Here is a 25,692-nt window from a genome sequence, read left to right as displayed (position 1 = left end):
GGTCAGGGACTGAGCCGCTCCACCCGCCAGTCGCCGTCCGGCCGGGCGACGTACCGCAGCCGGTCGTGCAGCCGGTTCTCCCGGCCCTGCCAGAACTCCACCGTCTGCGGGACCACCCGGAACCCGCCCCAGTGCGGCGGCACCGGCACCTGCTCGCCCTGCGGATAGCGGGCCGCCAGCTCCGCGTAGGCGGCGTCGAGGTCCGCGCGGGAGCCCACCACCGAGGACTGGGTGCTGGCCCACGCCCCCAACTGCGAACCGTGCGGCCGGGTGCGGAAGTACGCCGCCGTCTCGTCCCGCCCGGTCCGGGCCGCCGTACCCGTGACGATCACCTGGCGGGCCATCGGGTGCCAGGGGAACAGCAGCGAGACGTGCGCGTTGGCGGCGAGGTCGCGGGCCTTGCGGGAGCCGTAGTTGGTGTAGAAGACGAAGCCCCGCTCGTCGAAGTGCTTCAGCAGCACCGTACGGGAGCTGGGCCGGCCCTCGGCGTCGGCGGTCGAGACGACCATGGCGTTCGGCTCGAAGAGGCCGCCGTCCGTCGCCGCCTGCTTGAACCAGCGGGCGAACTGCTCGACGGGGGTGGCGGCCAGCTCGGACTCGGAAAGCCCCTCGGCCCGGTACTGCTTGCGCATCGAGGCGAGGTCGAAGGGGACGGCGTCTGCGTCGGTCACGCGGTCATCTTGCCGTATCGCGCACCCGCGCACGGTGTCCTTCGTCACGTGCTGGCACCCAGTGCCGCGACCCCTCCCCGGCGGTGGCACTCGGGGATATCGTGCGGCCAACGGGGCACCACCGAAAGGGCCGCGGGGGAGCCGACCCATGACCCACGACCACGATCACGAGGAGCCGCCTGATGTCCGACTTCGTACCCGGGCTCGAAGGAGTCGTCGCGTTCGAGACGGAGATCGCCGAACCCGACAAGGAGGGCGGCGCGCTGCGCTACCGCGGCGTCGACATCGAGGACCTGGTCGGGCACGTCTCCTTCGGCAGCGTCTGGGGGCTGCTGGTCGACGGCGCCTTCAACCCGGGCCTGCCGCCCGCCGAGCCGTTCCCGATCCCGGTGCACTCCGGTGACATCCGGGTCGACGTGCAGTCCGCCCTCGCCATGCTGGCGCCGGTCTGGGGCCTCAGGCCGCTGCTGGACATCGACGCCGGGCAGGCCCGCGACGACCTCGCCCGCGCCGCCGTGATGGCCCTGTCCTACGTCGCCCAGTCCGCCCGCGGCCAGGGCCTGCCCATGGTTCCGCAGCGCGAGATCGACAAGGCCGGGTCCGTCGTCGAACGCTTCATGATCCGCTGGCGCGGCGAGCCCGACCCCAAGCACGTCAAGGCCGTCGACGCCTACTGGACCTCGGCCGCCGAACACGGCATGAACGCCTCCACGTTCACCGCCCGGGTCATCGCCTCCACCGGCGCCGACGTGGCCGCCGCCCTCTCCGGGGCGGTCGGCGCCATGTCCGGCCCGCTGCACGGCGGCGCGCCCTCCCGAGTGCTGGGCATGATCGAGGAGATCGAGCGCACCGGCGACGCCGAGGCGTACGTCAAGAAGGCCCTGGACCGGGGCGAGCGCCTGATGGGCTTCGGGCACCGCGTCTACCGCGCGGAGGACCCCCGCGCCCGCGTCCTGCGCCGCACCGCCCGCGAACTCGGCGCCCCGCGCTTCGAGATCGCCGAGGCCCTGGAGAAGGCGGCCCTGGCGGAGCTGCACGCCCGCCGGCCCGACCGGGTGCTGGCCACCAACGTGGAGTTCTGGGCGGCCATCGTCCTGGACTTCGCCGAGGTCCCCGCCCACATGTTCACGTCCATGTTCACCTGCGCCCGCACCGCCGGCTGGTCCGCGCACATCCTGGAGCAGAAGCGCACCGGCCGCCTGGTGCGGCCCTCCGCCCGCTACACCGGCCCGTCCGCCCGCGACCCGCGAGAGATCCCCGGCTACGGCACCATCGCCGGCTGACCGGGCCCGTACACGCAGGCGACCCGCGAGTCAGGTCTCTCCCCGGAAGGGAGAAGCCGGCCGGACGTACCGGCGACTCGCGGGTCGGGTGACTGCGTGGGATTGGCCGGCCGCGTGCATCACGCACACGCTGGTCCGGCACCGCACTCGATGTGGTGACGGGCCGCTAGCCCGCAGCCACCTCTTCCGTCCGGTATCCATACATCTGCCGAACCACCTCCTTTCCGAAGTACCAGCAACCTTAGGAAGGTCCGCGCGGCCGATCAACCGGATTTCCGGCGTACAACGATTTCCGCGAACTTGCGGGAACCAGATGTGCGCTGGGTCACGTTCGAGTTGAATGAAGGCGAGTGTGGGAACCGACGTTGCCGTACGGCGGACGCAGTGTGCAGGGGGGTTCAGGTGAGTGCTTCCCGGCGTAGTGGAACCACCGACGAGCTGGGACCGGACGAGCCCGCCCATCCCGAGCGGGAGGGCGCGGATCTGCTGGCCGCACTGCTCGACGGGATGGACGCGGCGCTGTGCGCCTTCGACGCGGCCGGGGTGGTCACCCACTGGAACCGCGAGGCGGAGCGCATCCTCGGCTGGACGGCGGCCGAGGCCGTGGGGCGGCAGGGCTTCGCCGGGTGGGCCGTGCGCGAGGCCGACGCCGAGGAGATCGAGGGCCGGCTGATGGCCGCGATGCGGGCGGCCGGCCGGCAGGTGCACGAGTTCGCGCTGCTGACCAAGGACGGCGGGCGGGTGCTGGTGCGCACCCAGTCCGCGGCCGTCCGCGGCCCCGACGGCGAACCGGCGGGACTGTACTGCGCCTTCAGCGAGGTGCACGCGCAGATCGACCTGGAGCGGTCGATCGCGCTGAGCGAGGCCCTGTTCGAGGACGCGAGCTGGGGCGTGGTCCTGGTCGACGCCGACCTGCGCCCGGCCGTCGTCAACGCGCACGCCGCGCGGGCGCTGGGCACCGGCCGTACGTCCGTACTGGGCCGGCCCCTGGGGGAGCTGCTCTCGCAGGGCGTGGAGGAACTGGAGAGCGCCCTCACGCACGTCCTCGCGGAGGGCGCCCCGCCCGCGCCCGCCGAGATCTGGGTGAGCGTGCGCACCGAGGAGGGCGAGCGGCGCCGCTGCTGGAGCAGCGGGTTCCTGCGGCTGGCCTCCCCGCTGACGGAGGAGCCGGTGCCGCTCGGCGTCGGCTGGCTGTTCCAGGACGTCACCGAGGCCAAGCAGACCGAGCAGGAGGCGTCGCTGCTGCGCTTCCGCTGCAACCAGTTGCACCGCGCGGCACGGGCCGCCGCCGAGTGCGAGGACCCGGCGGAGGCGGCCACCGTCCATCTGGACTTCGCGCTGGCCGGGTTCGCCGACCACGCGCTGATCGACCGGGTGGCGGGCGGCCCGCTCGCCGACGGGGAGGACGCGGAGCCGGTCCGGCTGGTCCGGGTCGCGGCCACGCCGTCCGGGGCGCCGGGGCCCAGCCTGCCGCCGGGCACGGCCGGGCTGCCGGTGCGCTACGGCGAGGGGCACCCCGCGGTGCAGTGCGCCGAGCGCGCCGGGTCGGTGCGGGCCGGCGCCGGGGCGATGGCGCCCGAGCGGGCGCGGGCCTGGGCGGCGGCGCGGCTGTGGCCCGAGGACACCGTGCACGCCCTGTGCGCGGTGCTGCGCAGCCGGGGCCGCACGCTCGGCGTCGTGACGTTTCTGCGCGGGTCCGGCCGCAGCGCCTTCGAGCGGGCCGACGCGATGTACGCCGAGGACGTGGCGGTACGCATCGCGACGGCCCTGGACCTGGCCGGGACCCTGAAGGCGGGGGAGCGGCCCTCCTAGGTCCCTGGCGTCCGGCGGCTGGGTCCGTCTTGCGGCGGCTGGGGTCCGGCGTCCGGCCGCGTCCGCGGCACGAGCCGGGCGGCGGGTGCTCAGTGCCGGTAGAAGATCCGGTCCCGGTACTGCTCCAGGACCCGGCCGTTCCACTCGTGGCCGCCGTCGACGTTGCCGGAGCGCAGCAGCGGCGGCTCGATGCCGCGGTCGGCCAGGGCGCCCGCGGTGGCGGCCAGCACCGCCTGGAGCAGCGCGGTGGTGACGACCGTGGAGGCCGGGGCGAAGGGGGCGGGCACGGTGTCGAGGGTGAGTTCCGCGTCCCCGACCGCGATCTTGGAGTCGAGGACGATGTCGCAGTGGTCCTTCAGGAACGTCCCCGAGGCGTGCCGCGACCGGGTCTGCTCCGCGTAGGCCAGCGAGGTCACGCCGATGACCTTCACCCCGAGGGCGCGTGCGTTCAGCGCCATCTCCACCGGCAGCGCGTTGCGCCCGGACAGGGAGACGATCACCAGGGCGTCGCCCGCGCGCAGCGGCGAGGAGTCCAGCACGGCGCTCGCCAGACCGTCGACGCGCTCCAGGGCGGAGCCGAGGGTGGCCGGCATGACGTCGACGCCGACGACGCCGGGCACCACCAGGAGGTTCATCAGGGCCAGCCCGCCCGCCCGGTACACCACGTCCTGGGCGGCGAGCGAGGAGTGGCCGGCGCCGAAGGCGAACAGCCGGCCGCCCCGCTCCACGGTGTCGGCGAGCAGGGTGCCGGCCGCCTCGACGCTGCCGGCCTCCTCCTCGCGGACCCGGTGCAGCAGGTCGATCGCCGCGTCGAGGAACTGGCCGGCCGGCTTGCGGTCGCTCATGCGGTGCCCCTTCGTCTGTGGCGGTGTCGCGCCTCACGGTGCGGTCTGGACCAGCGCGGTGTCAACACGGCGTACGGGCCCGCCGGAAGGCCCCGCGGGGCCCGTCCGAGGCCGTGGTCGTCCCGGCACGGCACGGTTGTCAGCGCGATGCGTCAGAATTGGTACAGGGCCAGCGCACGCGCCGGAGAGGCTCCGGCAGACTCACAAGGGGCACGTATGTCCGGACTGATCGACACCACGGAGATGTATCTCCGCACCATCCTCGAGCTGGAGGAGGAAGGTGTGGTCCCCATGCGTGCCCGGATCGCCGAGCGGCTCGACCAGAGCGGCCCGACGGTCAGCCAGACCGTGGCGCGGATGGAGCGCGACGGCCTGGTCTCCGTCGCCAGCGACCGGCACCTGGAGCTGACCGAGGAGGGCCGCAAGCTGGCCACGCGCGTGATGCGCAAGCACCGGCTCGCGGAGTGTCTGCTCGTCGACGTGATCGGCCTGGAGTGGGAGCAGGTGCACGCCGAGGCGTGCCGCTGGGAGCACGTGATGAGCGAGGCCGTGGAGCGCCGCGTCCTGGAGCTGCTGCGCCACCCCACCGAGTCGCCGTACGGCAACCCGATCCCGGGCCTGGAGGAGCTGGGCGAGGCGGACGGCGCCGATCCGTTCCTGCACGAGGGCATGGTCTCCCTCGCCGACCTGGACCCGGGCCTGGAGGGCAAGACCGTCGTGGTGCGCCGCATCGGCGAGCCGATCCAGACGGACGCGCAGCTCATGTACACGCTGCGCCGGGCGGGTGTGCAGCCCGGCTCGGTGGTGAGCGTGACCGAGTCCCCGGGCGGGGTGCTGGTGGGCAGCGGCGGCGAGGCGGCCGAGCTGCAGTCGGACGTCGCCTCCCACGTCTTCGTCGCCAAGGGCTGACGCCCGCGGGCCGGACGCCGGACACCGGCCACCGGGCGATCCGTCGAATCCCCGGATTCGGTCGGTCGAACCGCAGCGCCCGCCGGTTTCCCGTGCCAGGCTGGCGCAGGAGGCATATGACGCGCGGCCCCGGTCGCCCCGCGGCGAGGCCGCCTGCCGGAGGAGGGGGAGGATGTGCCGCGAAGACGGAGAGGGCCCCGGCACCTCGCGGCGCCGGGGCCTGTCCTCCCCTGTGCTGACCCGGAGCCCCGAGCTCTCAGGGTCAATCCCTCGGACCGGCTTTCCCCGAGCGGTCCGCCCCCCGCTGGAGATCTCCCCCCGGCAGCGACGATCAATCCCGGCCAGGTGTCACTCGATTGAGGGGTGTTGTCCGGCAGACCGCCTATTTCGAAAGAACTTTCGATAGTCTGCGGCGGTCGGTCGGCCGCGGACACCGGCTCCACACCGGACGGAACAGACGGCAGGCAGAGCACGGTTCACAGGGGACCGGCCGGTCCCAGCGGGAGCGGGCGGTCCGAGCGGAGCTTGGGGGTGTCACAACCTATGGCGCGGCGCATCGACGTGACCGGCGCGGGCGGCGTACGCCTCGCGGCCTGGGAGTTCGGCGACCCTCCCAAGACCGATCCGGCGCCCGGGACGGCCGCCGGGGACGCCTCCGCTCCGGGGGTGCTCTTATTGCACGGCCTGATGGGCCGCGCCTCCCACTGGGCGGCCACGGCCCGCTGGCTCTCCGAGCGCCACCGGGCGATCGCCCTGGACCAGCGCGGCCACGGCCGCAGCGAGAAACCCCCGAAGGCGTCCTTCACCCGCGAGTCCTACGTCGAGGACGCGGAGGCCGCCCTCGACCGGCTCGGCCTCGCCCCGGCCGTCCTGATCGGCCACGCGATGGGCGCGCTGACCGCCTGGCAGCTCGCCGCCAGACGCCCGGACCTCGTTCGTGGCCTGGTCATCTGCGACATGCGGGCCTCCGCGCTCGGCGCCGCCTCGCAGCGCGAGTGGACGGAGTGGTTCCGGGCCTGGCCGGTGCCGTTCGCCACCCTCGCCGACGTCCGCAAGTGGTTCGGCGAGGACGACCCCTGGGTGGAGCGCCCCAACCCGGCCCGCGGCGAGTTCTACGCCGAGGTGATGGCCGAGGCCCCGGACGGCTGGCGGCCGGTCTTCGACCCCGAGCAGATGCTCAGTTCCCGCGAGACCTGGGTGTACGACGCGCACTGGGAGGAACTGGCCCAGGTCCGGTGCCCGACCCTGGTGGTCCGCGGTCTGGACGGGCAACTGGGCCGGGCGGAGGCCCAGGAGATGGTCCGGGTGCTGCCCCGCGGCCAGTACGCGGAGGTCGCCGACGCCGGCCACCTCGTCCACTACGACCAGCCGGAGGCATGGCGGGCGGCCGTCGAGCCGTTCCTCGACAGCCTCCGCGACACCTGAGAAAACCGCCCGGCCCCCGCGGCCACGGCCCCGCAGAGCACGCGGGCACCCGCACGACCGACCACGACGAACCCGCCCCCGGAACCCGACCCGGCCCGGCGGACGCCACCCGGCGGACGCGCCCCCGCTACCGGTCCCGCCCGCACGCGTAGGCGAGTGCCGAGATCAGTTCCTCCGCGTCCGGCAGCCACCGGTTCGCCACCGTGGGCCGGCAGGCCCACTGCACCGCCCCCTGCGACCCGAACCGCGTCGGCGGCGCCGCCACGTACGCCCCCTCCCCGAGGGCCCGCAGGTCCAGCGCCGACGGCGACCACCCCAGCCCCCGCACCAGCTCCGGCACCCGCGCCCCCGCCCCCGGCAGCACGAAGAACCGCATCCGCCGGTCCGGCGCCAGCGTCACCGGCCCGAGCGCCGTCCCCAGCCGCTCCAGCTTGGCCAGCGCCAGGAAACCGGCCGTCTCCGGCACCTCGATCGCGTCGAACGTACGCCCGGTCGGCAGCAGGACCGATGCCGTCGGCCGCTGCTGCCACAGTTGCCGGACGGCGGTCGCGCTGCCCGTGGCCCGGCCCGTCCAGTCGGCGTGCGCCGGGTGCGCGCCGGGGGCGGCGCACGCCGGGTCGCCGCAGGAACAGCGCTGCACCCCGTGCACGGCCTCCAGCCAGGTGCCCGCGAGCACCTCCCAGTGGCGCTCCTCGGTGTAGCGGACGGCGGCCTCCAGCAGCGATGCGCCGCGCTGCCGGGGAATGTGAGCGGCTTCGATTGCCGGGACGGTCTCTTCCACGTGCCGCTCAACTCCCTTGCCCAGCCCGGGTTACGGCCCCCGCACGCGCGGGGAGGGGCATCGATTCCCCAGGCGGGGCGCATGGTTGCACGTGCGGGGGCGCGCAGTGGAACCGGGGCCGGGGGTGGGTAACCACGTGTGGGGCACGGCGACAACCGTTACCCGGCAATCCTCACAAGTCTCGCATTGTCGGCACGCCGTCGGGGCATCGATCTTCACGACCGGGAACGATCGGCGGGCCGCCCGGCCGGACCGCCGCGGCGCCCGGCCGCGGAAGACACGTCCACCTCGGTGCACGGGCAGGCACCCGAGCCATGAAGCAGGGGGTACGCCATGGCCGCAAGGCCTCTCGTCGCGCGGCAGCCGAACGAACGGTTGCAGGCGCTCATCCAGGAAGCGGGCTGCTCCAACGCGGGCCTGGCCCGCCGGGTCAACATGTGCGGCGCCGAGCACGGTCTCGACCTGCGGTACGACAAGACGTCCGTGGCGCGCTGGCTGCGCGGCCAGCAGCCGCGGGGCCGGGCACCGGCGATCATCGCCGAGGCGCTCGGCCGCAAGCTCGGCCGTACGGTCACGATCGACGAGATCGGGATGGCCAACGGCAAGAACCTCGCCTCGGGCGTCGGCCTGCAGTTCTCCCCGACGGTCCTGGGGGCCATCGAGCAGGTCTGCGAGCTGTGGCGCAGCGACGTGGGGCGGCGGGACTTCCTCTCCGGTTCGACCGTCGCCGCCTCCGCGCTGGTCGAGCCCAGCCGGGACTGGCTGATCTCCGCGCCCGACTCGCAGGTCTCCCGCTCGGACGGGCCCCGGGTGGGCCCGTCCGACGTGGCGGCCGTCAAGGCGATGACGCAGGCGCTGGTCGACCTCGACCACCAGTACGGCAGCGGGCACGTACGCCCGGTCGTCGTGCACTACCTCAACAGCGTCGTCTCCGGGCTGCTGGCCGGCTCCTACCGGGAGGCGGTGGGGCGCGAACTGTTCGCCGCGGTCGCCCGGCTGACCGAGCTGGCCGGGTACATGGCCGTCGACACCGGCCAGCCCGGACTGGCGCAGCGGTACTACATCCAGGCGCTGCGGCTGGCGCAGGCGGCCGGGGACCGCGGGTACGGCGGATACGTGCTCGCCGCGTCCATGAGCCACCTGGCCGCCCAGTTGGGAAACCCGCGCGAGATCGCGCAGTTGGCGCGGGCGGCGCAGGAGGGCGCACGGGGGCGCGTCACCCCGCGGGCGGAGTCGATGTTCCACGCCGCCGAGGCGCGCGGCCACGCGCTGCTCGGTGACGCGCGGGCGGCCCAGACGGCGGCCGGGCGGGCGGTCGCCGCGATGGAGGCGGTCGAGGCCGCCTCGGGGGACGACCCGGCGTGGATCGGGCACTTCGACGGGGCGTACCTCGCCGACGAGTTGGCGCACTGCCACCGCGACCTGGGGCAGGCGGACGAGGCGGCGCGGTACGCGCGGGAGTCCCTGGCCGGTCATCCCGAGACCCGGGCGCGCCGGCGGGCCATCGGCTACGTGCTGCTGGCCACCGCGCTGGTGCAGCGGCGCGAGATCGAGGAGGCGTGCCACACCGGTCTGAAGGCGGTCGAACTCCTCGGCACCCTGCGCTCCAACCGGGGCGCCGAGTACCTGGAGGACTTCCAGCAGCGCCTGGAGCCGTTCCGGGAGGAGCCGGTGGTGCGGGAGTTCGGGGCGAAGCTGGATCTGCAGGCCGCCGCGTGAACGGCCGCTGAGGCGCCCGGTCTTGTTACTGCGGTCACAGGGGAGAAGGTCACGTCCCGTGCGGCGTGGCAGCGGGCTCGGGGAACCCGGTAGCGTGAGCCGACGATTGACGAAGGTCCCCCATCCGTAGGAGTCCCGGTGACGCAGAGTGGACAGGGCGAGGAGCCCTCGCGGCGCCCCGCGCGAGAAGGCATCGTGCTGCCCTCGGACGGTGGCGAGCCGCTGCTGCCGGGCGAGCCCGCCGCCCCGCCGCCCGCCCGGCCGGCGCCCCCCGCGGCCCCGGCCGGCGGCCAGGCGTGGGACCAGCCGTGGGGGCCCGACCGCCCGCGGGGCGGGTCCGCCTGGGACTCCCCCGCGCCGGACGCCTGGCCCGCGCCGGGCCCCGGCCCGCTGCCGCCCGAGGGCGCGGCGACCTACGGCACCCCGCAGCAGTACGGCGCCCCGCAGCAGGCGTACGGGCAGCCGTCGTACCCCCAGCCCCCGGCCGAGGAGGGCGCGACCCAGTACCTGCCGCCGGTCGCGGAGGGCTCGGCCCCGTTCCAGCAGCCTCCGGCGGCCTACGAGGGCGCCACGCAGTACCTGCCGCCGGTGCGCACGGCCCCCGCCGACGAGGGCGCCACCCAGTACATACCTCCGGTCCCCGCCGCCGACGAGGGGGCGACGCAGTACATACCGCCCGTGGCCCCCGGGGCGCTGCCGCCCGAGCGGGGGTCGGAGGACACCCGGTACCTGGGCCGGGCGCGGCCCGCCGGTCCGGCCGGGGCCGGGCCGATGCCGCCGCCCGCCGTCGGCCCCGACGCGCAGGCCACCCAGTACATCCCGCCGGTCACCGGGGACGCGGACCGGCAGCCGCCCGCCGAGTTCGACAACCTCTTCCGGGGCGCCCCGGCCGCCGACGGGCCCGCCGGCTCCACCCAGCAGTTGCCCGTCGTGGACGAGCCGCCGGCCCCCCGGCCCGCTTACGTGCCGCAGGGTCCGGGCGGCGGCGGTGGCGGCCGGCGCCGGGCCGGGCAGGACGGCGGCGGGCGCGGCGGCGGCCGGACCGGCTCCCGCGTCCCGCTGCTGGCGGCCGTCGGCATCGGCATCGTCGTGGTCGGCATCGGCGCGGGCGCGCTGATGGCCGGCGGGGACGGCGAGGAGAAGGACGACGGCAACCGGACGGTGTCCGCCACCGCCCCCGCGACCGACGCGTCGGCCTCGGCGTCGCCGAGCGTGGACCCGGCCCGGCAGCAGGCCGTCGAGCTGGACAAGCTGCTCGCCGACAGCGGCAGCAGCCGTACGACGGTGATCAACGCGGTGGCCGACGTGAAGTCCTGCGACAACCTCGCCCAGGCGGCCGGGGACCTCCGCGACGCCGCCGGGCAGCGCACCGGACTGGTCACCCGGCTCTCGCGGTTGTCCGTGGACAAGCTCCCGGGCCACGCCGAGCTGACCACCGCCCTGACCAAGGCGTGGCAGGCGTCGGCGGCGGCCGACAACCACTACGCGGCCTGGGCCGACCAGGTGGCCGGGAAGAAGGGCTGCCACAAGGGGCAGGCCCGCAGCACCGGCGAGGTGCAGGCCGCCAACCGGGCCAGCGGTACCGCCAGCAGCGAGAAGGCCAAGGCCGCCGCGCTGTGGAACACGATCGCCGACACCTACGGGCTGACCCGGCGCCAGCCCGTCCAGCTCTGAGGGGCAGTCCTCCGATCAGGACGCCTGGGTGCCCCGCAGCGTCCGGGTGGTGTCCAGGAAGCCCTTCCTGGCCGACACCAGCCTGCCCTCCCGGACCACCTGGAGGGTCACGTCGGTGTTGACCAGGCGGGGCAGGCCGACCGAGGCCAGCTTGTCCTGGAAGGACCAGCGCAGGGCCGGGGTGAGGCCGCCGGTGGAGAGCTTCAGGCCGTCGTCCAGGGCCCGGGTGACGGTGCCGGCGCTCACCTCGCCGCCGTCCAGTGACTCGACGACCTCCTTGAGCACGGTGTACGCGATCCAGGTGGTCTGCACCCCGGCGTCGGCGGTGTCGACGCGGTTGTCGCCGAACGCCTTCTCCCGGACGACCTCCTCCATCGGGTCCCACCGCCTGTCGGTCGCCACCGGGTACCAACTGGTGACGTAGGAGCCCTCGTACGGGCTGGACGCCCCGCCGGTGGCGTTGACCGTGGTCTGGTCGACGCTGCCGAGGACGGTGGCGGTGCGTACGTCCGGGTAGCTCTCGCGGGCCCGCCGGAAGGAGTCCATGAAGGTGCCGGTGCGGTCGCCGAGGGCGGGCACCACACATCCCTCGCGGGCCGGGTCGGCGGTCGCCGTCCGCAGCGCCCGGTCGGCCTGGCCACCGTACTCGGTGGCGTCCTCCGGGGCCCGCTGGTCCCCGGACGGGGCATGCCCGCCCTCCGTCAGCCCGGCGTCCAGCAGCGTGGGCAACTGGTCGCCCGCGATGGTGTCCGGCCGGACCAGGGTGACCGGCCCGCAGTGCTCGGCGAGGGCGCTGCCGAGGCCGGCCAGTAGCGCCGGCTGCCCGCCGTTGACCGGGTAGGACAGCGGGCTGGTGAACTCCTTGGTGGTGATGCCGTACCCGCCGATGTACGGGATGCCGGCGCCCTCCAGTACCGGGAAGAAGGAGTCGGCATGCTGGCTGTAGGAGCCGACGACCGCGACCACGTCCTCCTTGACCGCGCGGCGGGCGCACCGGGCGGCGGCGATGCCGTCGTTGTGGTCGTTGCAGGTCAGGACCTTGAGCCGGTGGCCGTCGAGGCCGCCGCGCTCGTTGACCCAGCGGGCGTAGGCCAGCGCGAGGGCGGGCATGCCGGGCTTGTTGGTGGCGCCGGTGTCCTGCGGTGCCCAGGTCATCACGGTGATCGTGTCGTCCCCGGAGTCCCCCGTGACCCCGGGGACGACCCCGCAGCCGACGGCGAGCGACGCGCACGCCGTCAGCGCCGCCGCCGTCAGGGCGCGTCTCCCGGCGGTCCGCGGGAGGCCGGGGAGGAGGGAGCTGCTGGTGCGTCGCCTGCCGGTCATGGGTCCGCACGATTCCCTCACAGGACCAACCAGGGAGTGACCCGCGGTCAACGCGTGGTGGCGCGGGGGTGAATTACGGGGGCCGGCGAAGCGGACGCGGAGGGGAACGTACGATCGGTGACCGTGCAACGTTCGGAGAACCCTTCCCGTCGCGGCCGTCGCTCCTCCACCATGGGCGGCATGCCATTGAACGACATGCCGTGGTGGCGCTGGCGCACCAACGTGCGATCGGCGCTGCACATGCTCTCCGATCCCGCGTTCCAGCGGGACGTCTGGCTGGCCGGCGTGGACGGCTACGGCGACGTCACCGACGCGGTGTACCGGCTGGTCGAGGACACCTGGCTGGACCACTGGTCGGCCGAGAAGTACGTCGGCACGATCTTCCGGGACTCCCAGGAGGCGGCGCTCGTCGACACCGCCGTGCTGCGCGTCCTGCGGATCATGCACCAGGTGGGCCCGGACGCGCCGGTCAGCGCCTACCTGGAGCACCCGGCCTGGCCGGAGGCGGTGCGGGCGGCCCGGGACGCGCACGTCCGGCTGGCCGCCAGCGACGGCGAGGACCCGGACACGGCGCCGCGCAGCCTTGAGGTGCTGAGCATCCTGACCCGGTCCGCGTAGCGGGACGAGCCGTCGCGCGGCGGGCCGGATATGGGACCCTGTGCTGCATGAACGAGCAGTCCAGCCCCGCCGCCGCCCCGGCCGACCAGTACGTCCTGATCCTGTCCTGCCCGGACAAGCAGGGCATCGTGCACGCCGTGTCGAGCTATCTGTTCATGACCGGTTGCAACATCGTGGACAGCCAGCAGTTCGGCGACCAGGACACCGGACTGTTCTTCATGCGGGTCCACTTCTCGGCCGAGGTGCCGGTGACGGTGGACAAGCTCCGGGCCAGTTTCGCCGCGATCGGCGACTCCTTCCACATGGACTGGCAGATCCACCGGGCCGACGAGAAGATGCGGATCGTGCTGATGGTCAGCAAGTTCGGGCACTGCCTGAACGACCTGCTGTTCCGGGCCCGGATCGGCGCGCTGCCGGTGGAGATCGCCGCGGTGGTGTCCAATCACACCGACTTCGCGGAACTGGTGGGGTCTTACGACATTCCCTTCCACCACATTCCGGTGACGAAGGAGACGAAGGCCCAGGCGGAGGCGCGACTGCTGGAGATCGTCCGCGAGGCGGGCGTCGAACTGGTCGTGCTGGCCCGGTACATGCAGGTCCTCTCCGACGACCTGTGCAAGCGGCTCAGCGGCCGGATCATCAACATCCACCACTCGTTCCTGCCGAGCTTCAAGGGCGCGAAGCCGTACCACCAGGCGCACGCGCGGGGCGTGAAGCTGATCGGCGCGACGGCCCACTATGTGACGGCCGACCTGGACGAGGGGCCGATCATCGAGCAGGAGGTCGAGCGCGTCGGCCACGACGTGACGCCGGACCAGCTCGTGGCGGTCGGCCGGGACGTGGAGTGCCAGGCGCTGGCGCGGGCGGTGAAGTGGCACGCGGAGCGGAGGATTCTCCTCAACGGGCGCCGGACGGTGGTGTTCGCGTAGCGGACCGGTTCGGATCGGTTCGGATCGGTTCGTGGTCGTGGTCGGGTGCGGGTGCGGATGCGTGGGGGCTGGTCGCGCGGGGAACTGCCGCGCCGCCCCTCACATCCGGCTCAGACTCGCCGCCGCGAGCAGGACGTCCCTGATCGCCTCCCGGTCCCCGACCTGCCCGGCCGCCGCGTCCCGCGGAAGGACCCGCCCCGCGGCCAGACGGCAGAACTCCACCCCGTCCAGCACCACGTGCGCCACCTCGTGCTCCGCGGACCCCACCGCCGCCGGGGAGTCCAGCGGAATCAGCCACTCCCCGCCGCCCGACCCCTCGATCTCCAGCTTCAGGCTCCGCCCCGGCGCCCCGGCCGCCGCCAGATGCCGCCGGGCACCCCCGGCCGGCACTCCCGCCCGGCGCCGCCGCGCCAACGCCGCCGGCAGCAGCCGGGCCGCCAGGTCGATCATGCGGTGCAGATGGTCCGGCGCCGGCGGCCGGTACGGATAGCTCACCGCCTCGGCTATGTCCTCCGCGTGCACCCAGCACTCGAAGGCCCGGTCGAGCATCGCGTCGCGCAGCGGCAGCTCGAAGTCGCCGTACCCGACCGGCATTCCGCCCGCGCCGCCGGTGAAGGACACCGTGCGGACGATCTCGTGGCCCTGCGTCCGCCAGGGCGCCCGCACCTCCCGGGTGGGCGGCGGGTGCGCGGCCCGCCAGTACGCCTCGGTGCGGCTGGCCGGGGCCGGCGCGGGCGCCGCGATCCCGCCGAGCGGGTCGGGCAGGCCGAGGGCCACCGCGACCAGCCCGTCCACCGCCATCAGGTGGGCGATGACCCCGGCGACGGTGGTCCGCCGGCTCGCCGTCCCCTCGGCCGAGAACCACCGCAACCGCACCGGCGCGTGCCACTCCGCGTCCTGGATGTCCTGGAGCAGGGCGTCCAGCCGGGCGGTCTCCGCGTCGTACGGGGTGGCCCAGTCGGGCACCGGGACGCGCGGCGGGCGCCGCTGGAGGCAGCCCGCCAGCACCCGGGTGCGCAGCGACGGTTTCAGGTCGAGGCTGTCCGGGCGCTGGAGCAGCCCGACCGCCTCCCGCAGCGTCAGCGCCTCCTCGGCGCAGGCCCGGCACCGGCCGAGGTGGGCGTCGACCACCGCCGCCTCCCCGGGCGAGCAGGCGGCCAGCGCCCAGGCCCCGAGCAGCGACTTCAGCACCCGGTGCGTCGGCACGAGGGGTATCTCCCGGGCCGCCGTCCCCGCGGCGGGCGGCGGTTCCCCGTCCTCGGCGGAGATCCGCGGCGCCGGGACGCGCGGCGGCGGAGTCCGGGGCGCGGCGGCCTCGGGGCCGCTCATGTCGTTCATGCCGTGCCCCCGTGTCCCGGCGGTGCGCCGGGGCCGGCCGCGTCCTGGGCGGTGGCGAGGAGCTGGAGGCCCAGGCGGAGCCGGCGGCGGGCCTCGTCCTCGGTGATGCCGAGGTCGGCGGCGGTACGGCGGTAGTCGCGGCGCTGGAAGTACGCCCGCTCCAGGGCGAGCCGCAGCGGGACGGGCATGGACTGCGCGATGTAGTCGGCGCGGGCGGCGACCGAGGCGCGGCGCACCTGGTGCTCCAGTTCCTCCGCGCTGCCGGGACCGCCGCCGGTGAGGGCGGCCGTCCCGGTCTCGCGCAGCGTCCGCACGGCCAGATGACGGGTCAGCTCGGCGATCCAGGTGCGCAGCGGGCCCCGCTTCGGGTCGTAGCGCTCCGGCTGCTCCCAGACCTGGGCGAACACCTCGCGGGTGACGGTGTCCGCGGCCTGCTCGTCGCCGAGGACCCGGTACGCCAGGCCGTGCACCAGCGAGGCGTACCGGTCGTACACCTCGCCGAGGGCGGCGGCCTCGCCCCGGGCCAGTCGCTGCTGTGTCGTGCGGTCCCGGCGCAGCGGCGCGTCCTTCGTCGCCATGCGGTCCCACCTCCTGCCCTGCCCGGCCTGTGGTCCTCGTCTCCTCGAATGTAGTCGGCACCTATGACGGCGTACGCCCCTTTGTGCCTTTGCGCGCCCCCGATGGGCCCTTGGTGGTAGGGGCCCGTGTGGGGTCGCCGCCCGCGATCCGTTTCCGGCGGGGAGTTTGCGGGCATGGCCGGTGGGCAGGCGCGCGCCCAGGAAACGTAAGGATGCCGTCCGTTTCTTCGCGGGCGGCCCGGCGAGTGAGGGGCATGGTGGTGGCGTTCAACGTGGCCGGGGACCAGCGGGGGGCGTGGGCCGTGCTCCAGGTGACGGGCGAGCTGGATCTGGTGACGTCGCCGGTACTGCGCCAGCGGGTGCACGACGCGATCGCGGAGGGACGGCACAGCATCGTCCTGGACCTCTCCGACGTGCTGTTCTGCGATTCCAGCGGCGTCGGCGTGCTGGTCGGCGCCCGGCGTCTGATCCGCTCCTGCCAGGGCACGCTGCGGCTGATCCTGCCGGCCCGGGGCGCGGTCGACGGCTCGCACGTCAACCGGGTCCTCGCGGCGCTGGGGGTGCGCCGGCTGTTCGACTGCCATCCCGACGTGGCCTCGGCGACCGGGGACGAGCCCCGCCCGCTGTCCGCGTGAGGGCGGCCGTGTCACAAGGCCGTCCCGGAATTCTCCTGGTATTGGCGCGGGCGTGGCCTTCCGGCCTCATGGGCGCGCCCGGCGACGTACGCTCCGTGCGACACGTACCCCCCCATCCGACGTAAGGCGGCCTGAAAGACATGGTCAGCAGCGAGTACGAGCGCAGGATCGCGGCCCGGTTCGCCACCTTCGACCAGGACGGCAACGGCTACATCGACCGGCTGGACTTCAGCGGGGCGGCCAAGGCGCTGCTCGCGGAGTTCGGCATCGCGGCCCGGTCCGACAAGGGACAGGCGCTGTACGGCGGTGCCGAGGCGTTCTGGCAGGGCATGGCCGGCATCGCGGACCGCGACGGCGACCAGCGGATCACGCGTGCGGAGTTCGTCACCGGCGCGCTCAAGCGCCTGCGGGACAACCCGGACCGGTTCGCCGAGATCGCCCGGCCGTTCCTGCACGCCGCCCTGGCCGTCGCCGACACCGACGACGACGGGGCGGTGACGGTCGAGGACACCGAGCGCGCGCTCACCGCCCTCGGCGTGCCCGCCGGGGCCGCCGGCGAAGCCGCCGCGCTGCTCGACGCGGACGGCGACGGCACGGTCCAGGAGGGCGACGTCGTCCCGGCCTTCGCCCGCTACTTCACGGTGCCGGAGTAACCGGAGCCCGAGCGGCCGGTGCCGGAGTTGGCCGGTGCCGGAGCGGCCGGCGGGCACGCACGGTGACCGGGCGGTCGGCCCGTCCGTGGCGCGGAGCGTGGCGTCCCCGGTCACGCGGAGTCGGCGCCGGGCGGCGCCCCGGGCCCACCCGGCGGGCCCGGGAGGCGCCGCCCGGCGCCGGTACCGTGGGCGGGACGCGCGTGGTCACGGGCGTGGAACCGGCCGGTGCCGTCCCCCCGGCGGCCGAGAACCGGCGTGCGCGCCGCCGCCTGTTCGACCCGTTCCGGCGGGGGTCGCACAGTATGCCGCACCGGTACTCCTTCGCGCGGGAATATGCCCGAAGCGCTTGTTGGCGTGACTGTACGTCAATCATGCTGTCCCACCAGGGGGCAGCGGATGTCCCCGGTCGTGGCCCTCGTGAGGCGCGAGCCTATGTGTCCGCCGGTTCGGATGGTGTGAGCGGTGCAGGTGCTTCAGGTGCAGTTGGAGATCCGGCCGGACCCCGCCGAGGTGGGGCGGGCCCGGAGATGGGCCCGTTCGGTGCTCGCCGGCTCCGGCATGGCGGCCGACGAGCCGCTCGCCCAGACGCTGGTCCTGCTCGTCTCCGAGCTGGTCACCAACGCCGTGCTGCACACCGGCCGTTCCGCCGTGGTCCGGCTCTCGCTGCCCGGTGCGCCGGCCCCGGAGACCACCGTCCGGCTGGAGGTGGCCGACGCCGGGGGCCGGGCCCCAGTACCCCGCTGCGCGGCGGCCGACGCCACGGACGGGCGCGGCCTGACCCTGGTGGACGGGCTCGCCGACCGCTGGGGCTGGAGCCGGGAGGGCACCGGCAAGAGCGTCTGGTGCGAACTCGACCGCCGTGCCCCGGACGCGGCCGGGCCACCGTGCGACCGGACGCCGGCCTTCGGCGGGCTCGCCTACGAGGTGGTGTAGGGCAGCGGCCGGGCGGGGCGCCAAGGACCGGCCGTGCGGCGGGAAAGGGGCGCATGCGCCGGTCCGTGCCTCCATGCGCTTCTCCGGCCAATCGGCCATATCCGGGCAATTCACTCGAAGCGTGTTGACCCAGCGTGTTCAGTTGATCACGCTGAGATTCTGCGATTCGCCGTGAGGGGACGGCGAGGGGTCCGGTTCGGGGTCCTCGGCGAGCGCGGGTCGCGGCACGGCGGCGATGTCCTCAGCCGGCCGATTCTCTGTCCACAGGCTGTGGACAGAGATCCGGAAAACGGCTGAGGCGTCGCCCGGCCCCCGCCCCGCCGTCGCGGAACGTCCGCCGGTACGCCGTGGGCGTCACCCCGAGCGTCGCCTGGAGGTGCTGCCGCATCGACTGGGCGGTGCCGAAACCCGCGTCGCGGGCCACCCGGTCGATGCTCAGGTCGCTGGACTCCAGCAGGTGCCGGGCCCGCTCCACCCGCTGCCGGGTGAGCCACTGCCCGGGGCTGACGCCGACCTCCTCGCGGAACCGCCGGGTGAAGGTGCGCACCGACATCGCCTCCCGCTCGGCCATGTCCCGCAGTCGGAGCGGCTCGTGCAGATGGTCCAGCGCCCACGCGCGGGCCCGGCCGGTCGACGCCTGCTGCGGGTCGGGCACCGGACGCTCGATGTACTGCGCCTGCCCGCCGTCCCGGTGCGGCGGCACCACGGTCAGCCGGGCCACCTCGTTGGCGACCGCCGTGCCGTGGTCCCGGCGCACCAGGTGGACGCACAGGTCGATCCCGGCCGCCACCCCGGCCGAGGTCAGCACGTCGCCGTCGTCGACGAAGAGCACGTCCGGGTCCAACGCGACCTGTGGGAACAGCCGTTGGAAGTGCTCGGCGTGCGCCCAGTGCGTGGTCGCCGGGCGGCCGTCCAGGCGCCCGGCGGCGGCGAGGACGTAGGCGCCGGTGCAGATGGCGACCAGCCGGGTGCCGGGCCGGATCAGCGCGAAGGCGGCCTTCAACTCCTCGGTCAGGACGCCCTGGTCGTAGACGGGCCCGAGTTCGTAGGAGGCGGGCACGACGACGGTGTCGGCGGTGGCGAGGGCCTCGGGGCCGTGCGGCACCAGGATGTCGAAGTCGGCGTCCGCGCGGACCGGGCCGGGCGGCCGGACCGAGCAGGTCACCACCTCGTACAGGCGGCGGCGCTCGGGGGTGCGGGCGAGGCCGAAGATGCGCTGGGGGATGCCCAGTTCGAAAGGGAGCAGGCCGTCGAGGGCGAGTACGACGACACGGTGTCTCCGGTCGGGCGTCATGGCCCGATCCTAGTGAACCATGTCCTTCGGGCCACTCGTTCGCGGGAACCCGGTCACCGAGGATTCATGACGTGACCCAGACAACCGACGCCGCAGCCGCCGTACAGCAGCCCGCGCCCGGCCGGTCCCGCCGCAAGGTGCACCGCGCCTGGTTCGTCGCCGCCGTCACCTTCGTGACGATCATCGGCGCCGCCGCCTTCCGTTCCGTGCCCGGCCTCCTCATCGACCCGCTGCACCAGGAGTTCGGCTGGTCGCGCGGCACGATCGGCGCCGCGGTCTCCGTCAACCTCGCGCTGTACGGGCTCACCGCGCCCTTCGCCGCGGCCCTGATGGACCGCTTCGGCATCCGGCGGGTGGTCGCCGTCGCCCTGACCGTGATCGCGCTCGGCTCGGGCCTGACGGTGTGGATGGACTCCGCCTGGCAACTGCTGCTCTGCTGGGGCCTGCTGGTCGGCCTCGGCTCCGGCTCGATGGCCCTGGCCTTCGCCGCCACCGTCACCAACCGCTGGTTCACCACCCGGCGCGGCCTGGTCAGCGGCATCCTCACGGCCGCCTCCGCGTCCGGGCAACTGATCTTCCTGCCGGTGCTGTCCTGGATCGTCGAGCACCACGACTGGCGTCCGGCCGCCGTCACCGTCGCCCTCGCCGCCCTCGCGGTCGTCCCCTTCGTCTGGCTGCTGCTCCACGACCACCCGGCCGACCTCGGCCAGAAGCCGTACGGCGCCGAGGAGTTCGTCCCCAAGCCGGCCCCCGTGCGCGGCGCCGCCAGGCGGACCCTGGGCGTGCTGTTCTCCGCCGCGCGCACCGGCCCGTTCTGGCTGCTGGCCGGCACCTTCGCCATCTGCGGCGCCTCCACCAACGGCCTGGTCCAGACCCACTTCGTGCCCGCCGCCCACGACCACGGCATGCCGATCACGGCCGCCGCCTCGCTGCTCGCCGTCATCGGCGTGTTCGACGTGGTCGGCACGGTCGCCTCCGGCTGGTTCACCGACCGCTTCGAGGCCCGCCGGCTGCTCGCCGTCTACTACGCCCTGCGCGGCGTCTCGCTCCTCTTCCTCCCGCTGCTCCTGGCGCCCGCCGTCCACCCGCCGATGATCTTCTTCATCGTCTTCTACGGCCTGGACTGGGTCGCCACCGTCCCGCCCACCCTCGCCCTGTGCCGCGAGCACTACGGCGAGGACAGCGCGATCGTCTTCGGCTGGGTGCTCGCCTCCCACCAGGTCGGCGCCGCGCTCATCGCCTTCCTCGGCGGCCTGGCCCGCGACGCCTTCGGCAGCTACGACGTCGTCTGGTACGCCTCCGGCGCCCTGTGCGCGGCGGCGGCCCTGATGGCCCTGGTGATCCGCCGGCGCCCCGCCCCCGCCGCGGCGGCCCTCGCCTGAGAACCGAACCGGGCGCCCCGCCCGGTCAGTTGACGACCCGGGACACCCGCCCCCGGCCCCACCGGGCGACGGCCCCGGCGATCCGGGGCGCGTCCCGGGCGAGTTCGCGGAGCATGCCGCTGATGGGGTTGGTGAAGCCGGTGAAGTACAGTCCGGGCGCGCCCGGGGCGGTCCGGGGGCCGTGCACCGCCGGCCGGCCGCGTGCGTCCAGCACGCCGAGGTGGCCGACGAGGCACTCAAGGTGGCGGACGTACCCGGTGGCCGCGATCACCGCGTCCGGGGCGATCCGGTCGCCGTCGGCGAGGACCACCTTGCCGTCCTCGAAGCCGTCCACGGCGGCGACGACCTCGACCCGCCCCCCGCGCACCGCGTCGATCAGGCCCACGTCCTGCACCGGTATGGCGCCCTCGCCGACCCGGCTGTAGAGGCCCGTGCCCGGCCGGGGCAGCCCGTGGGCGGACAGGTCGGGCACGCTGAGCCGGGCCACCGGCCGGGCCAGCCGGTCCACGAGCCGCACCGGCAGCCTGCGGACCAGGACGCCGGTGTACTGGGCGGCCCACCCGGCCGTGGAGCGGCGCACGATGTGCGGCGGCGTCCGCACCGAGAGCCGGACCCGGGCGGCCCCGCCCGCCACCAGGTCCACGGCGATCTCCGCGCCCGTGTTGCCGACGCCGACGACCAGGACGTCCCGGCCGGCGAACGGCCCGGCGTGCCGGTACGCCGAGGCGTGCAGGAACTCGCCGGTGTAGGTGTCCCGGCCGGGCCAGTCCGGGACGCGCGGGGTGTGGTTGTGGCCGGTGGCGACCACCACCGCGGCGCCGGTCAGCTCCCGCCCCCCGGAGGCCCGCAGCAGCCAGTTGACGCCGTCCGGGGCGCGCTCGATCCGGAAGACCTCGACGCCGGTGACCACCTCCAGACGGTGGTGCTCGGCGTACTTCTCCAGGTACCGCACCACGTCGTCCCGGGCCGGCCAGCGGCCGAAGCGGCGCGGCATCGGCAGGCCGGGCAGCGCGGACAGCTTGCGGGTGGTGTGCAGCCGCAGCCGGTCGTAGTGCCGCCGCCAGGACGCGCCGACCCGGTCGGAGCGCTCCAGGACGACGGCGCGGATGCCCTTGGCGCGCAGGGCGTACGCGACGGAGAGCCCGCCCGGACCGCCGCCGACGACGTACACGGGCAGGGTGCCGGACGTGCCGGCGGGCGTGGGGGAGTCGGCCATGCGGCGAGCGTAATCACGCCTGCCGCCGGTGGGTCTCGGTCGCGACCGGAATCGGTTGCGGATCGGTCACGCGCGGGGTTCCGCGGCCCCGGAGGCCCGCTCAGGGGGCCCCGGCGGCGCCGCTGACCCGGCATCAGGTGCCGGTCACGGGGGGTGCGGGGGTCCACGGGTGGCCCACCGGGACCCGATGGTTCGTACACGGGTTTCAATGGGCCCATGTCCCACACCAGTGAGCACCTCCCCGCCGGCCCCTCCCGCCCGTACGGCCACGGGCTGCGCCTGTGTTCCTGGGACGCCGGGTCCGACGCCCACGCCGGGATCTGGCTGCGCGGGGTCCTCGACCCGGACTTCCGGCGCTGGAACACCCCGCTGAAGCCGGTCACCGACCTGGACGGCGTCAAGGAGGCGCTGCGGGTCCGGGCCCGGGACGAGGCGGCGGGCCGGACCGTGTCCTTCCGGATCACCGACGCGGAGACGGGCACGACGCTGGGGCACATCGGGTTCCACGAGATCAACCAGTCGCTCGGGCTGGCCCGCGTCGGCTACTGGGTGCTCCCCGAGGCCCGTGGCCGGGGCGTCGCCCGCCGCGCCCTGCTGCTCGCCGCGCGCTGGGCCTTCGACGAACTGCGCCTGCACCGCGTGGAGCTGGGCCACGCCCTCGGCCACGGTGCCTCCTGCCGCGTCGCCGAGCGCTGCGGCTTCGCCTATGAGGGCACCCTGCGCGGCGCGATGTTCGAGGCGGGCCGCCGGGACCGGTTCCGCGACGTCCACCTCCACGCCCGGCTGGCGACGGACGCGGAGCCCGCGCACTGACCGCTCACGGCCACAGCAGCCCCGTGCGCCACCCGCCGTCCCCGGACCGCCGGTAGACCAGGCGGACGTGCCGGCGCCGGGGCTCGCCCTGGAAGAACTCCACCTCGTCCGGGCGCAGCCGGTACAGCGTCCAGGTCGGCGCCGGGGCGTCCGGGTCGGCGGCGGCGCGGTCCCAGGCCGCCGCCGAGGCGCGGGCCAGCTCCGCCGGGGAGCCGAGGGGCTCGCTCTGCCGGCCGGTGAGCGCGGCGGCCAGCGCCCCCGTCGAGCGCGCCCGCAGGTCGGCCCGCGCCGCCTCGGGCGGGGCGGCGGCGACCGGCCCGCGCACCCGCACCTGGCGGCCGAGGACCGGCCAGTGGAAGACCAGGGCCGCGTACGGGCGGGCGGCGAGGTGGCGGCCCTTGCGGCTGCCCGCGTGGGTGGCGAAGGACCAGCCGTCGGCGTCCGCGCCGTGCAGCATCACGATCCGGGCGTCCGGCAGCCCGTCGGCGCCGGCCGTGGCCAGCGAGACGGTGTGCGGCTCGCGCTGCCCGGCCGCCACCACCTCGCCGAACCAGCGCGTGAACAGCTCCAGCGGCTCGGCGGGCGCGGCGGCCGGGTCGAAGGGCGGCAGTTCGGTCGTCTCCGGGTCCCAGACCCGCAGCGATCTCAGCAGTGCGTCAAGACCGGGTTCCATGCCCCGATTGTCGGTGACGGGGGCCGCTCACACCGTCCCGAGGTCGGAGGAGACCCACCGTTCGGGCCGCATCCGGACGACCACCTGGTCGCCGTGGTTCTGCCAGGCGAAGTCGACGTAGCCGTCGACCTTCTCGGGCGGGAGGTACCGGGCGGAGACCTCGTGGAGCCGCTCCCGGGTGGCGGGGACGGTCTCGACGACGGGGCCCTCCACGGACACGTACCGGATCGTGGGCTCCAGCCGGTCGACCAGCAGCGAGAACCGGCCCGCCGCCTTGATCAGCTCGTACTTGCGCGAGGTGGCCCCGGTCATGAGCCACAGGGTGTCCTCGCCGGCCGTGTACTGGTACCAGATCGGCACGGTCAGCGGGGCGCGGCCGGCGCCGGCGTCCACCGCGAGGGCGGCTACATGGGGCTCGGCCAGGAACTGTTCACGCTCTTCGCGGGTCAGGGCCATCGTGGTCTCCTCCTGCGGTACGGGCGTCACGTCATCGGGCGCAACGGGGACGGTCGGTGAAGTGTTCCCGCGCGAACGCGACAGGCGGCGGTCCACCCGGGTGAACCGCCGCCTGCCAGACAGGACTTGGCGCGGAGGAAAGCGAGGGCCGCGCGCCCTCCGGGGAGTTACCTCGTGGGCTTCCTCCCGGTGATGCCGAGGTGCACCAGCACGGCGAGACTGGGCCTGAGTTCGGCCTGCTTGACGCCCCAGGACGAGACGCCCTTCTGGTGCGAGGCCACGGCCGCGAGCATCGCGACCAGGGAACCGGCGACGGCCGCCGGGTTGAGGTCCTTGTCGACCCGTCCCTTGGACTGGAGTTCGGCCACGGAGTCCGCCAGGGAGCCGTTCACCGAGTTGAGGATCTTCGCGCGGATCTTGGCGAACCGCTTGTCGCCCTCGGCGGCGCCGAGGTCGACGACCCGCAGGATCGCTTCGTTGCGCTTGTAGAACTCCAGGAAGCCCTCGACCAGTTCCTGCGCGGTCTGCCAGCCGGCCTTGCCCGCCCAGGAGCGGCCCTCGACCAGCGCGGCCAGTCCGGCGCCGTCGGCGGCCATGCGCTCGGCGATCTCCAGGACGGCGCCCTCCACGTCCGGAAAGTACTGGTAGAAGGTCGCGGGTGAGGTGCCCGCCCGGCGGGCGACATCGATGACCTTGACGTCGCGGTACGGGGAGGAGCTGAGCATCTCGCTGAGGCAGTCGAGCAGTTTCTGCCGGGTCGCCTGCCCTCGCCGGCCGGCCACGCGGCCGTCGACGGTGCGCACTTGTCCTGTCATGCCGTCAGCTTACCGACGGGTGAGGGGAGCGCTATTCGGCCGACTGCAAATGGGTCGCGAGGGTGCGAAGAGGCCGCTGTGCCTGGTCTGCGCGGTGCGCGGGAGCCGGTTACGTTGACGGCATGGCCGAAAACAGGGCATCCGCGGATGCAGAGGGCGTCCCCTGCTGGGTGGACGCGCAACTCCCCGACGTGGCGGCGGGCCGACGCTTCTACGGCGGCCTCTTCGGGTGGGCCTTCGACGCCCCGGCGGACCCCTCGGGCGCGGTCCTGGCCCGCCTCGGCGGGGAGCCGGTCGCCGCGCTCGTCCCCAAGACGGACGGCCGGATGCCGACGGTGTGGACGGTGTACTTCGCCACCGCCGACGCCGGGGCGCTGGCCGCGCGGATCGAGGCGCGGGGCGGACAGCTCGTCATGGCCCCGCACCCCGCCGCGGGCTCCGGCCTGGCCGCGCTGGCCGCCGATCCGCAGGGTGCCGTCTTCGGGCTCCGGCAGTCGGCGGACGGGGCCGGGTTCGGCGGGCGGCGGGAGCCGGGCGGGTTCGCGTGGGCGGAGCTGTACACCCGGGACACCGAGGCCGCCGACGCGTTCTACGGCGACCTGTTCCACGCCGCCCTGTTCGGCCCCGGCGCCCGGCCCGACTTCGGCCGGGCGGCGGTCACCGAGGTCTTCCCCGCCGAGATGCCGCCGCACTTCCTGGTCCACTTCCGGGTCGCCGACTGCGCGGCGGCGCTGGAGCGGGTGGCGCGGCTCGGCGGGCGGGTCCAGGTGCCGCCCTTCGAGGCGTCGTACGGGCGGATCGCGGTGGTCACGGACGACCAGGGCGCCTCGTTCGGGCTGCTGCAACGTTGACCTATGAACGCCTTCGACCGCTAATGACACGAGACACCCTGATTGTCACCAGGTTCGCAACCGGCG

General features: G+C 74.6%; 25 protein-coding genes. 14 read left to right on the top strand and 11 right to left on the bottom strand.

The features are described 5' to 3' along the window. Positions 1-2 precede the first annotated feature (2 nt). The gene (gene pdxH, locus ACFY32_RS03685) at positions 3-671 is read right to left on the bottom strand and encodes a pyridoxamine 5'-phosphate oxidase (RefSeq protein WP_359195945.1); all 669 of its coding nucleotides are present in this window, start codon (positions 669-671) and stop codon (positions 3-5) included. 182 nt (positions 672-853) lie between these two features. On the opposite strand from pdxH, the gene ACFY32_RS03680 reads away from it, so the two are divergent. Together ACFY32_RS03680 and ACFY32_RS03675 are read left to right on the top strand one after the other, a co-directional pair. Next, complete coding sequence (locus ACFY32_RS03680) at positions 854-1,954, top strand: citrate synthase 2 (RefSeq protein WP_359195942.1); 1,101 nt, start codon at positions 854-856, stop codon at positions 1,952-1,954. A 402-nt stretch (positions 1,955-2,356) separates the two neighbouring features. Further along, positions 2,357-3,766, top strand: coding sequence for a PAS domain-containing protein (locus ACFY32_RS03675; RefSeq protein ID WP_390673339.1), 1,410 nt, complete (start codon positions 2,357-2,359; stop codon positions 3,764-3,766). A gap of 89 nt (positions 3,767-3,855) precedes the next feature. On the opposite strand, the gene ACFY32_RS03670 is transcribed toward ACFY32_RS03675, so the two are convergent. Then, positions 3,856-4,611 (bottom strand): SIS domain-containing protein, encoded by a 756-nt coding sequence (locus ACFY32_RS03670; protein ID WP_359195936.1) that lies wholly within the window; start codon positions 4,609-4,611, stop codon positions 3,856-3,858. 216 nt (positions 4,612-4,827) lie between these two features. On the opposite strand from ACFY32_RS03670, the gene ACFY32_RS03665 reads away from it, so the two are divergent. Both ACFY32_RS03665 and ACFY32_RS03660 read left to right on the top strand, forming a co-directional pair. Then, positions 4,828-5,520 (top strand): metal-dependent transcriptional regulator, encoded by a 693-nt coding sequence (locus ACFY32_RS03665; RefSeq protein WP_359195933.1) that lies wholly within the window; start codon positions 4,828-4,830, stop codon positions 5,518-5,520. A 543-nt stretch (positions 5,521-6,063) separates the two neighbouring features. Then, positions 6,064-6,945 (top strand): alpha/beta hydrolase, encoded by an 882-nt coding sequence (locus ACFY32_RS03660; protein WP_359195930.1) that lies wholly within the window; start codon positions 6,064-6,066, stop codon positions 6,943-6,945. A gap of 127 nt (positions 6,946-7,072) precedes the next feature. Here ACFY32_RS03660 and ACFY32_RS03655 read toward each other — a convergent pair whose 3' ends face one another. Continuing rightward, positions 7,073-7,726, bottom strand: a complete 654-nt coding sequence (locus ACFY32_RS03655; protein WP_390673338.1) for a bifunctional DNA primase/polymerase — start codon at positions 7,724-7,726, stop codon at positions 7,073-7,075. A gap of 333 nt (positions 7,727-8,059) precedes the next feature. Here ACFY32_RS03655 and ACFY32_RS03650 point away from each other — a divergent pair, with 333 nt between their 5' ends. Both ACFY32_RS03650 and ACFY32_RS03645 read left to right on the top strand, forming a co-directional pair. Further along, positions 8,060-9,445: a transcriptional regulator gene (locus tag ACFY32_RS03650; protein ID WP_359195924.1), complete on the top strand. Its 1,386-nt coding sequence runs from the start codon at positions 8,060-8,062 to the stop codon at positions 9,443-9,445. 138 nt (positions 9,446-9,583) lie between these two features. Beyond that, the gene (locus tag ACFY32_RS03645; RefSeq protein WP_390673337.1) at positions 9,584-11,119 is read left to right on the top strand and encodes a hypothetical protein; all 1,536 of its coding nucleotides are present in this window, start codon (positions 9,584-9,586) and stop codon (positions 11,117-11,119) included. A 15-nt stretch (positions 11,120-11,134) separates the two neighbouring features. On the opposite strand, the gene ACFY32_RS03640 is transcribed toward ACFY32_RS03645, so the two are convergent. Continuing rightward, positions 11,135-12,442 (bottom strand): ABC transporter substrate-binding protein, encoded by a 1,308-nt coding sequence (locus ACFY32_RS03640; protein ID WP_390673336.1) that lies wholly within the window; start codon positions 12,440-12,442, stop codon positions 11,135-11,137. A 117-nt stretch (positions 12,443-12,559) separates the two neighbouring features. On the opposite strand from ACFY32_RS03640, the gene ACFY32_RS03635 reads away from it, so the two are divergent. Both ACFY32_RS03635 and purU read left to right on the top strand, forming a co-directional pair. Continuing rightward, on the top strand, positions 12,560-13,060 hold the full coding sequence (locus ACFY32_RS03635) for a hypothetical protein (protein WP_390673335.1): 501 nt from the start codon (positions 12,560-12,562) through the stop codon (positions 13,058-13,060). Positions 13,061-13,107: 47 nt separating this feature from the next. Beyond that, positions 13,108-13,989, top strand: coding sequence for a formyltetrahydrofolate deformylase (gene purU / locus ACFY32_RS03630; RefSeq protein ID WP_359195915.1), 882 nt, complete (start codon positions 13,108-13,110; stop codon positions 13,987-13,989). Positions 13,990-14,088: 99 nt separating this feature from the next. Here purU and ACFY32_RS03625 read toward each other — a convergent pair whose 3' ends face one another. Then, positions 14,089-15,327, bottom strand: coding sequence for a maleylpyruvate isomerase N-terminal domain-containing protein (locus ACFY32_RS03625; protein WP_390673334.1), 1,239 nt, complete (start codon positions 15,325-15,327; stop codon positions 14,089-14,091). After that, entirely contained in the window at positions 15,324-15,905 is a 582-nt protein-coding gene (locus ACFY32_RS03620; protein WP_390673333.1) for a sigma-70 family RNA polymerase sigma factor, read from the bottom strand. Before ACFY32_RS03620 ends, ACFY32_RS03625 begins: the two co-directional genes overlap by 4 nt. 254 nt (positions 15,906-16,159) lie before the next feature. On the opposite strand from ACFY32_RS03620, the gene ACFY32_RS03615 reads away from it, so the two are divergent. The 3 genes from ACFY32_RS03615 (at position 16,160) to ACFY32_RS03605 (ending at position 18,126) form a co-directional block, all read left to right on the top strand. After that, positions 16,160-16,540 (top strand): STAS domain-containing protein, encoded by a 381-nt coding sequence (locus ACFY32_RS03615; RefSeq protein ID WP_359195906.1) that lies wholly within the window; start codon positions 16,160-16,162, stop codon positions 16,538-16,540. Between the two features lie 140 nt (positions 16,541-16,680). Beyond that, complete coding sequence (locus ACFY32_RS03610) at positions 16,681-17,193, top strand: EF-hand domain-containing protein (RefSeq protein WP_359195903.1); 513 nt, start codon at positions 16,681-16,683, stop codon at positions 17,191-17,193. 477 nt (positions 17,194-17,670) lie between these two features. Beyond that, complete coding sequence (locus ACFY32_RS03605) at positions 17,671-18,126, top strand: ATP-binding protein (protein ID WP_390673422.1); 456 nt, start codon at positions 17,671-17,673, stop codon at positions 18,124-18,126. A 241-nt stretch (positions 18,127-18,367) separates the two neighbouring features. Here the strand turns inward: ACFY32_RS03605 and ACFY32_RS03600 are convergent, their stop codons facing one another. Next, positions 18,368-19,420: a GlxA family transcriptional regulator gene (locus ACFY32_RS03600; protein ID WP_390673332.1), complete on the bottom strand. Its 1,053-nt coding sequence runs from the start codon at positions 19,418-19,420 to the stop codon at positions 18,368-18,370. Between the two features lie 71 nt (positions 19,421-19,491). Here ACFY32_RS03600 and ACFY32_RS03595 point away from each other — a divergent pair, with 71 nt between their 5' ends. Continuing rightward, positions 19,492-20,802, top strand: coding sequence for an MFS transporter (locus ACFY32_RS03595; protein ID WP_390673331.1), 1,311 nt, complete (start codon positions 19,492-19,494; stop codon positions 20,800-20,802). 25 nt (positions 20,803-20,827) lie between these two features. On the opposite strand, the gene ACFY32_RS03590 is transcribed toward ACFY32_RS03595, so the two are convergent. Further along, positions 20,828-22,018, bottom strand: coding sequence for a flavin-containing monooxygenase (locus ACFY32_RS03590; protein ID WP_390673330.1), 1,191 nt, complete (start codon positions 22,016-22,018; stop codon positions 20,828-20,830). Positions 22,019-22,234: 216 nt separating this feature from the next. Here ACFY32_RS03590 and ACFY32_RS03585 point away from each other — a divergent pair, with 216 nt between their 5' ends. Then, positions 22,235-22,831 (top strand): GNAT family N-acetyltransferase, encoded by a 597-nt coding sequence (locus ACFY32_RS03585; RefSeq protein ID WP_390673329.1) that lies wholly within the window; start codon positions 22,235-22,237, stop codon positions 22,829-22,831. A 4-nt stretch (positions 22,832-22,835) separates the two neighbouring features. Here ACFY32_RS03585 and ACFY32_RS03580 read toward each other — a convergent pair whose 3' ends face one another. The 3 genes from ACFY32_RS03580 to ACFY32_RS03570 all read right to left on the bottom strand — a co-directional run bounded on the left by ACFY32_RS03580 (position 22,836) and on the right by ACFY32_RS03570 (position 24,775). Further along, entirely contained in the window at positions 22,836-23,504 is a 669-nt protein-coding gene (locus tag ACFY32_RS03580; RefSeq protein ID WP_359195888.1) for a pyridoxal 5'-phosphate synthase, read from the bottom strand. Between the two features lie 27 nt (positions 23,505-23,531). Further along, complete coding sequence (locus ACFY32_RS03575; RefSeq protein WP_359195885.1) at positions 23,532-23,960, bottom strand: pyridoxamine 5'-phosphate oxidase family protein; 429 nt, start codon at positions 23,958-23,960, stop codon at positions 23,532-23,534. 167 nt (positions 23,961-24,127) lie between these two features. Then, on the bottom strand, positions 24,128-24,775 hold the full coding sequence (locus tag ACFY32_RS03570; RefSeq protein ID WP_359195882.1) for a TetR family transcriptional regulator: 648 nt from the start codon (positions 24,773-24,775) through the stop codon (positions 24,128-24,130). Positions 24,776-24,897: 122 nt separating this feature from the next. On the opposite strand from ACFY32_RS03570, the gene ACFY32_RS03565 reads away from it, so the two are divergent. After that, positions 24,898-25,626: a VOC family protein gene (locus ACFY32_RS03565; RefSeq protein WP_390673328.1), complete on the top strand. Its 729-nt coding sequence runs from the start codon at positions 24,898-24,900 to the stop codon at positions 25,624-25,626. The last annotated feature ends 66 nt before the right edge of the window (positions 25,627-25,692 follow it).

The organism is Streptomyces sp. NPDC000134, from assembly GCF_042899225.1.
In the GTDB taxonomy this organism is placed as follows: Bacteria; Actinomycetota; Actinomycetes; order Streptomycetales; family Streptomycetaceae; genus Streptomyces.
This window is presented reverse-complemented; position numbering and strand designations above follow the sequence as displayed.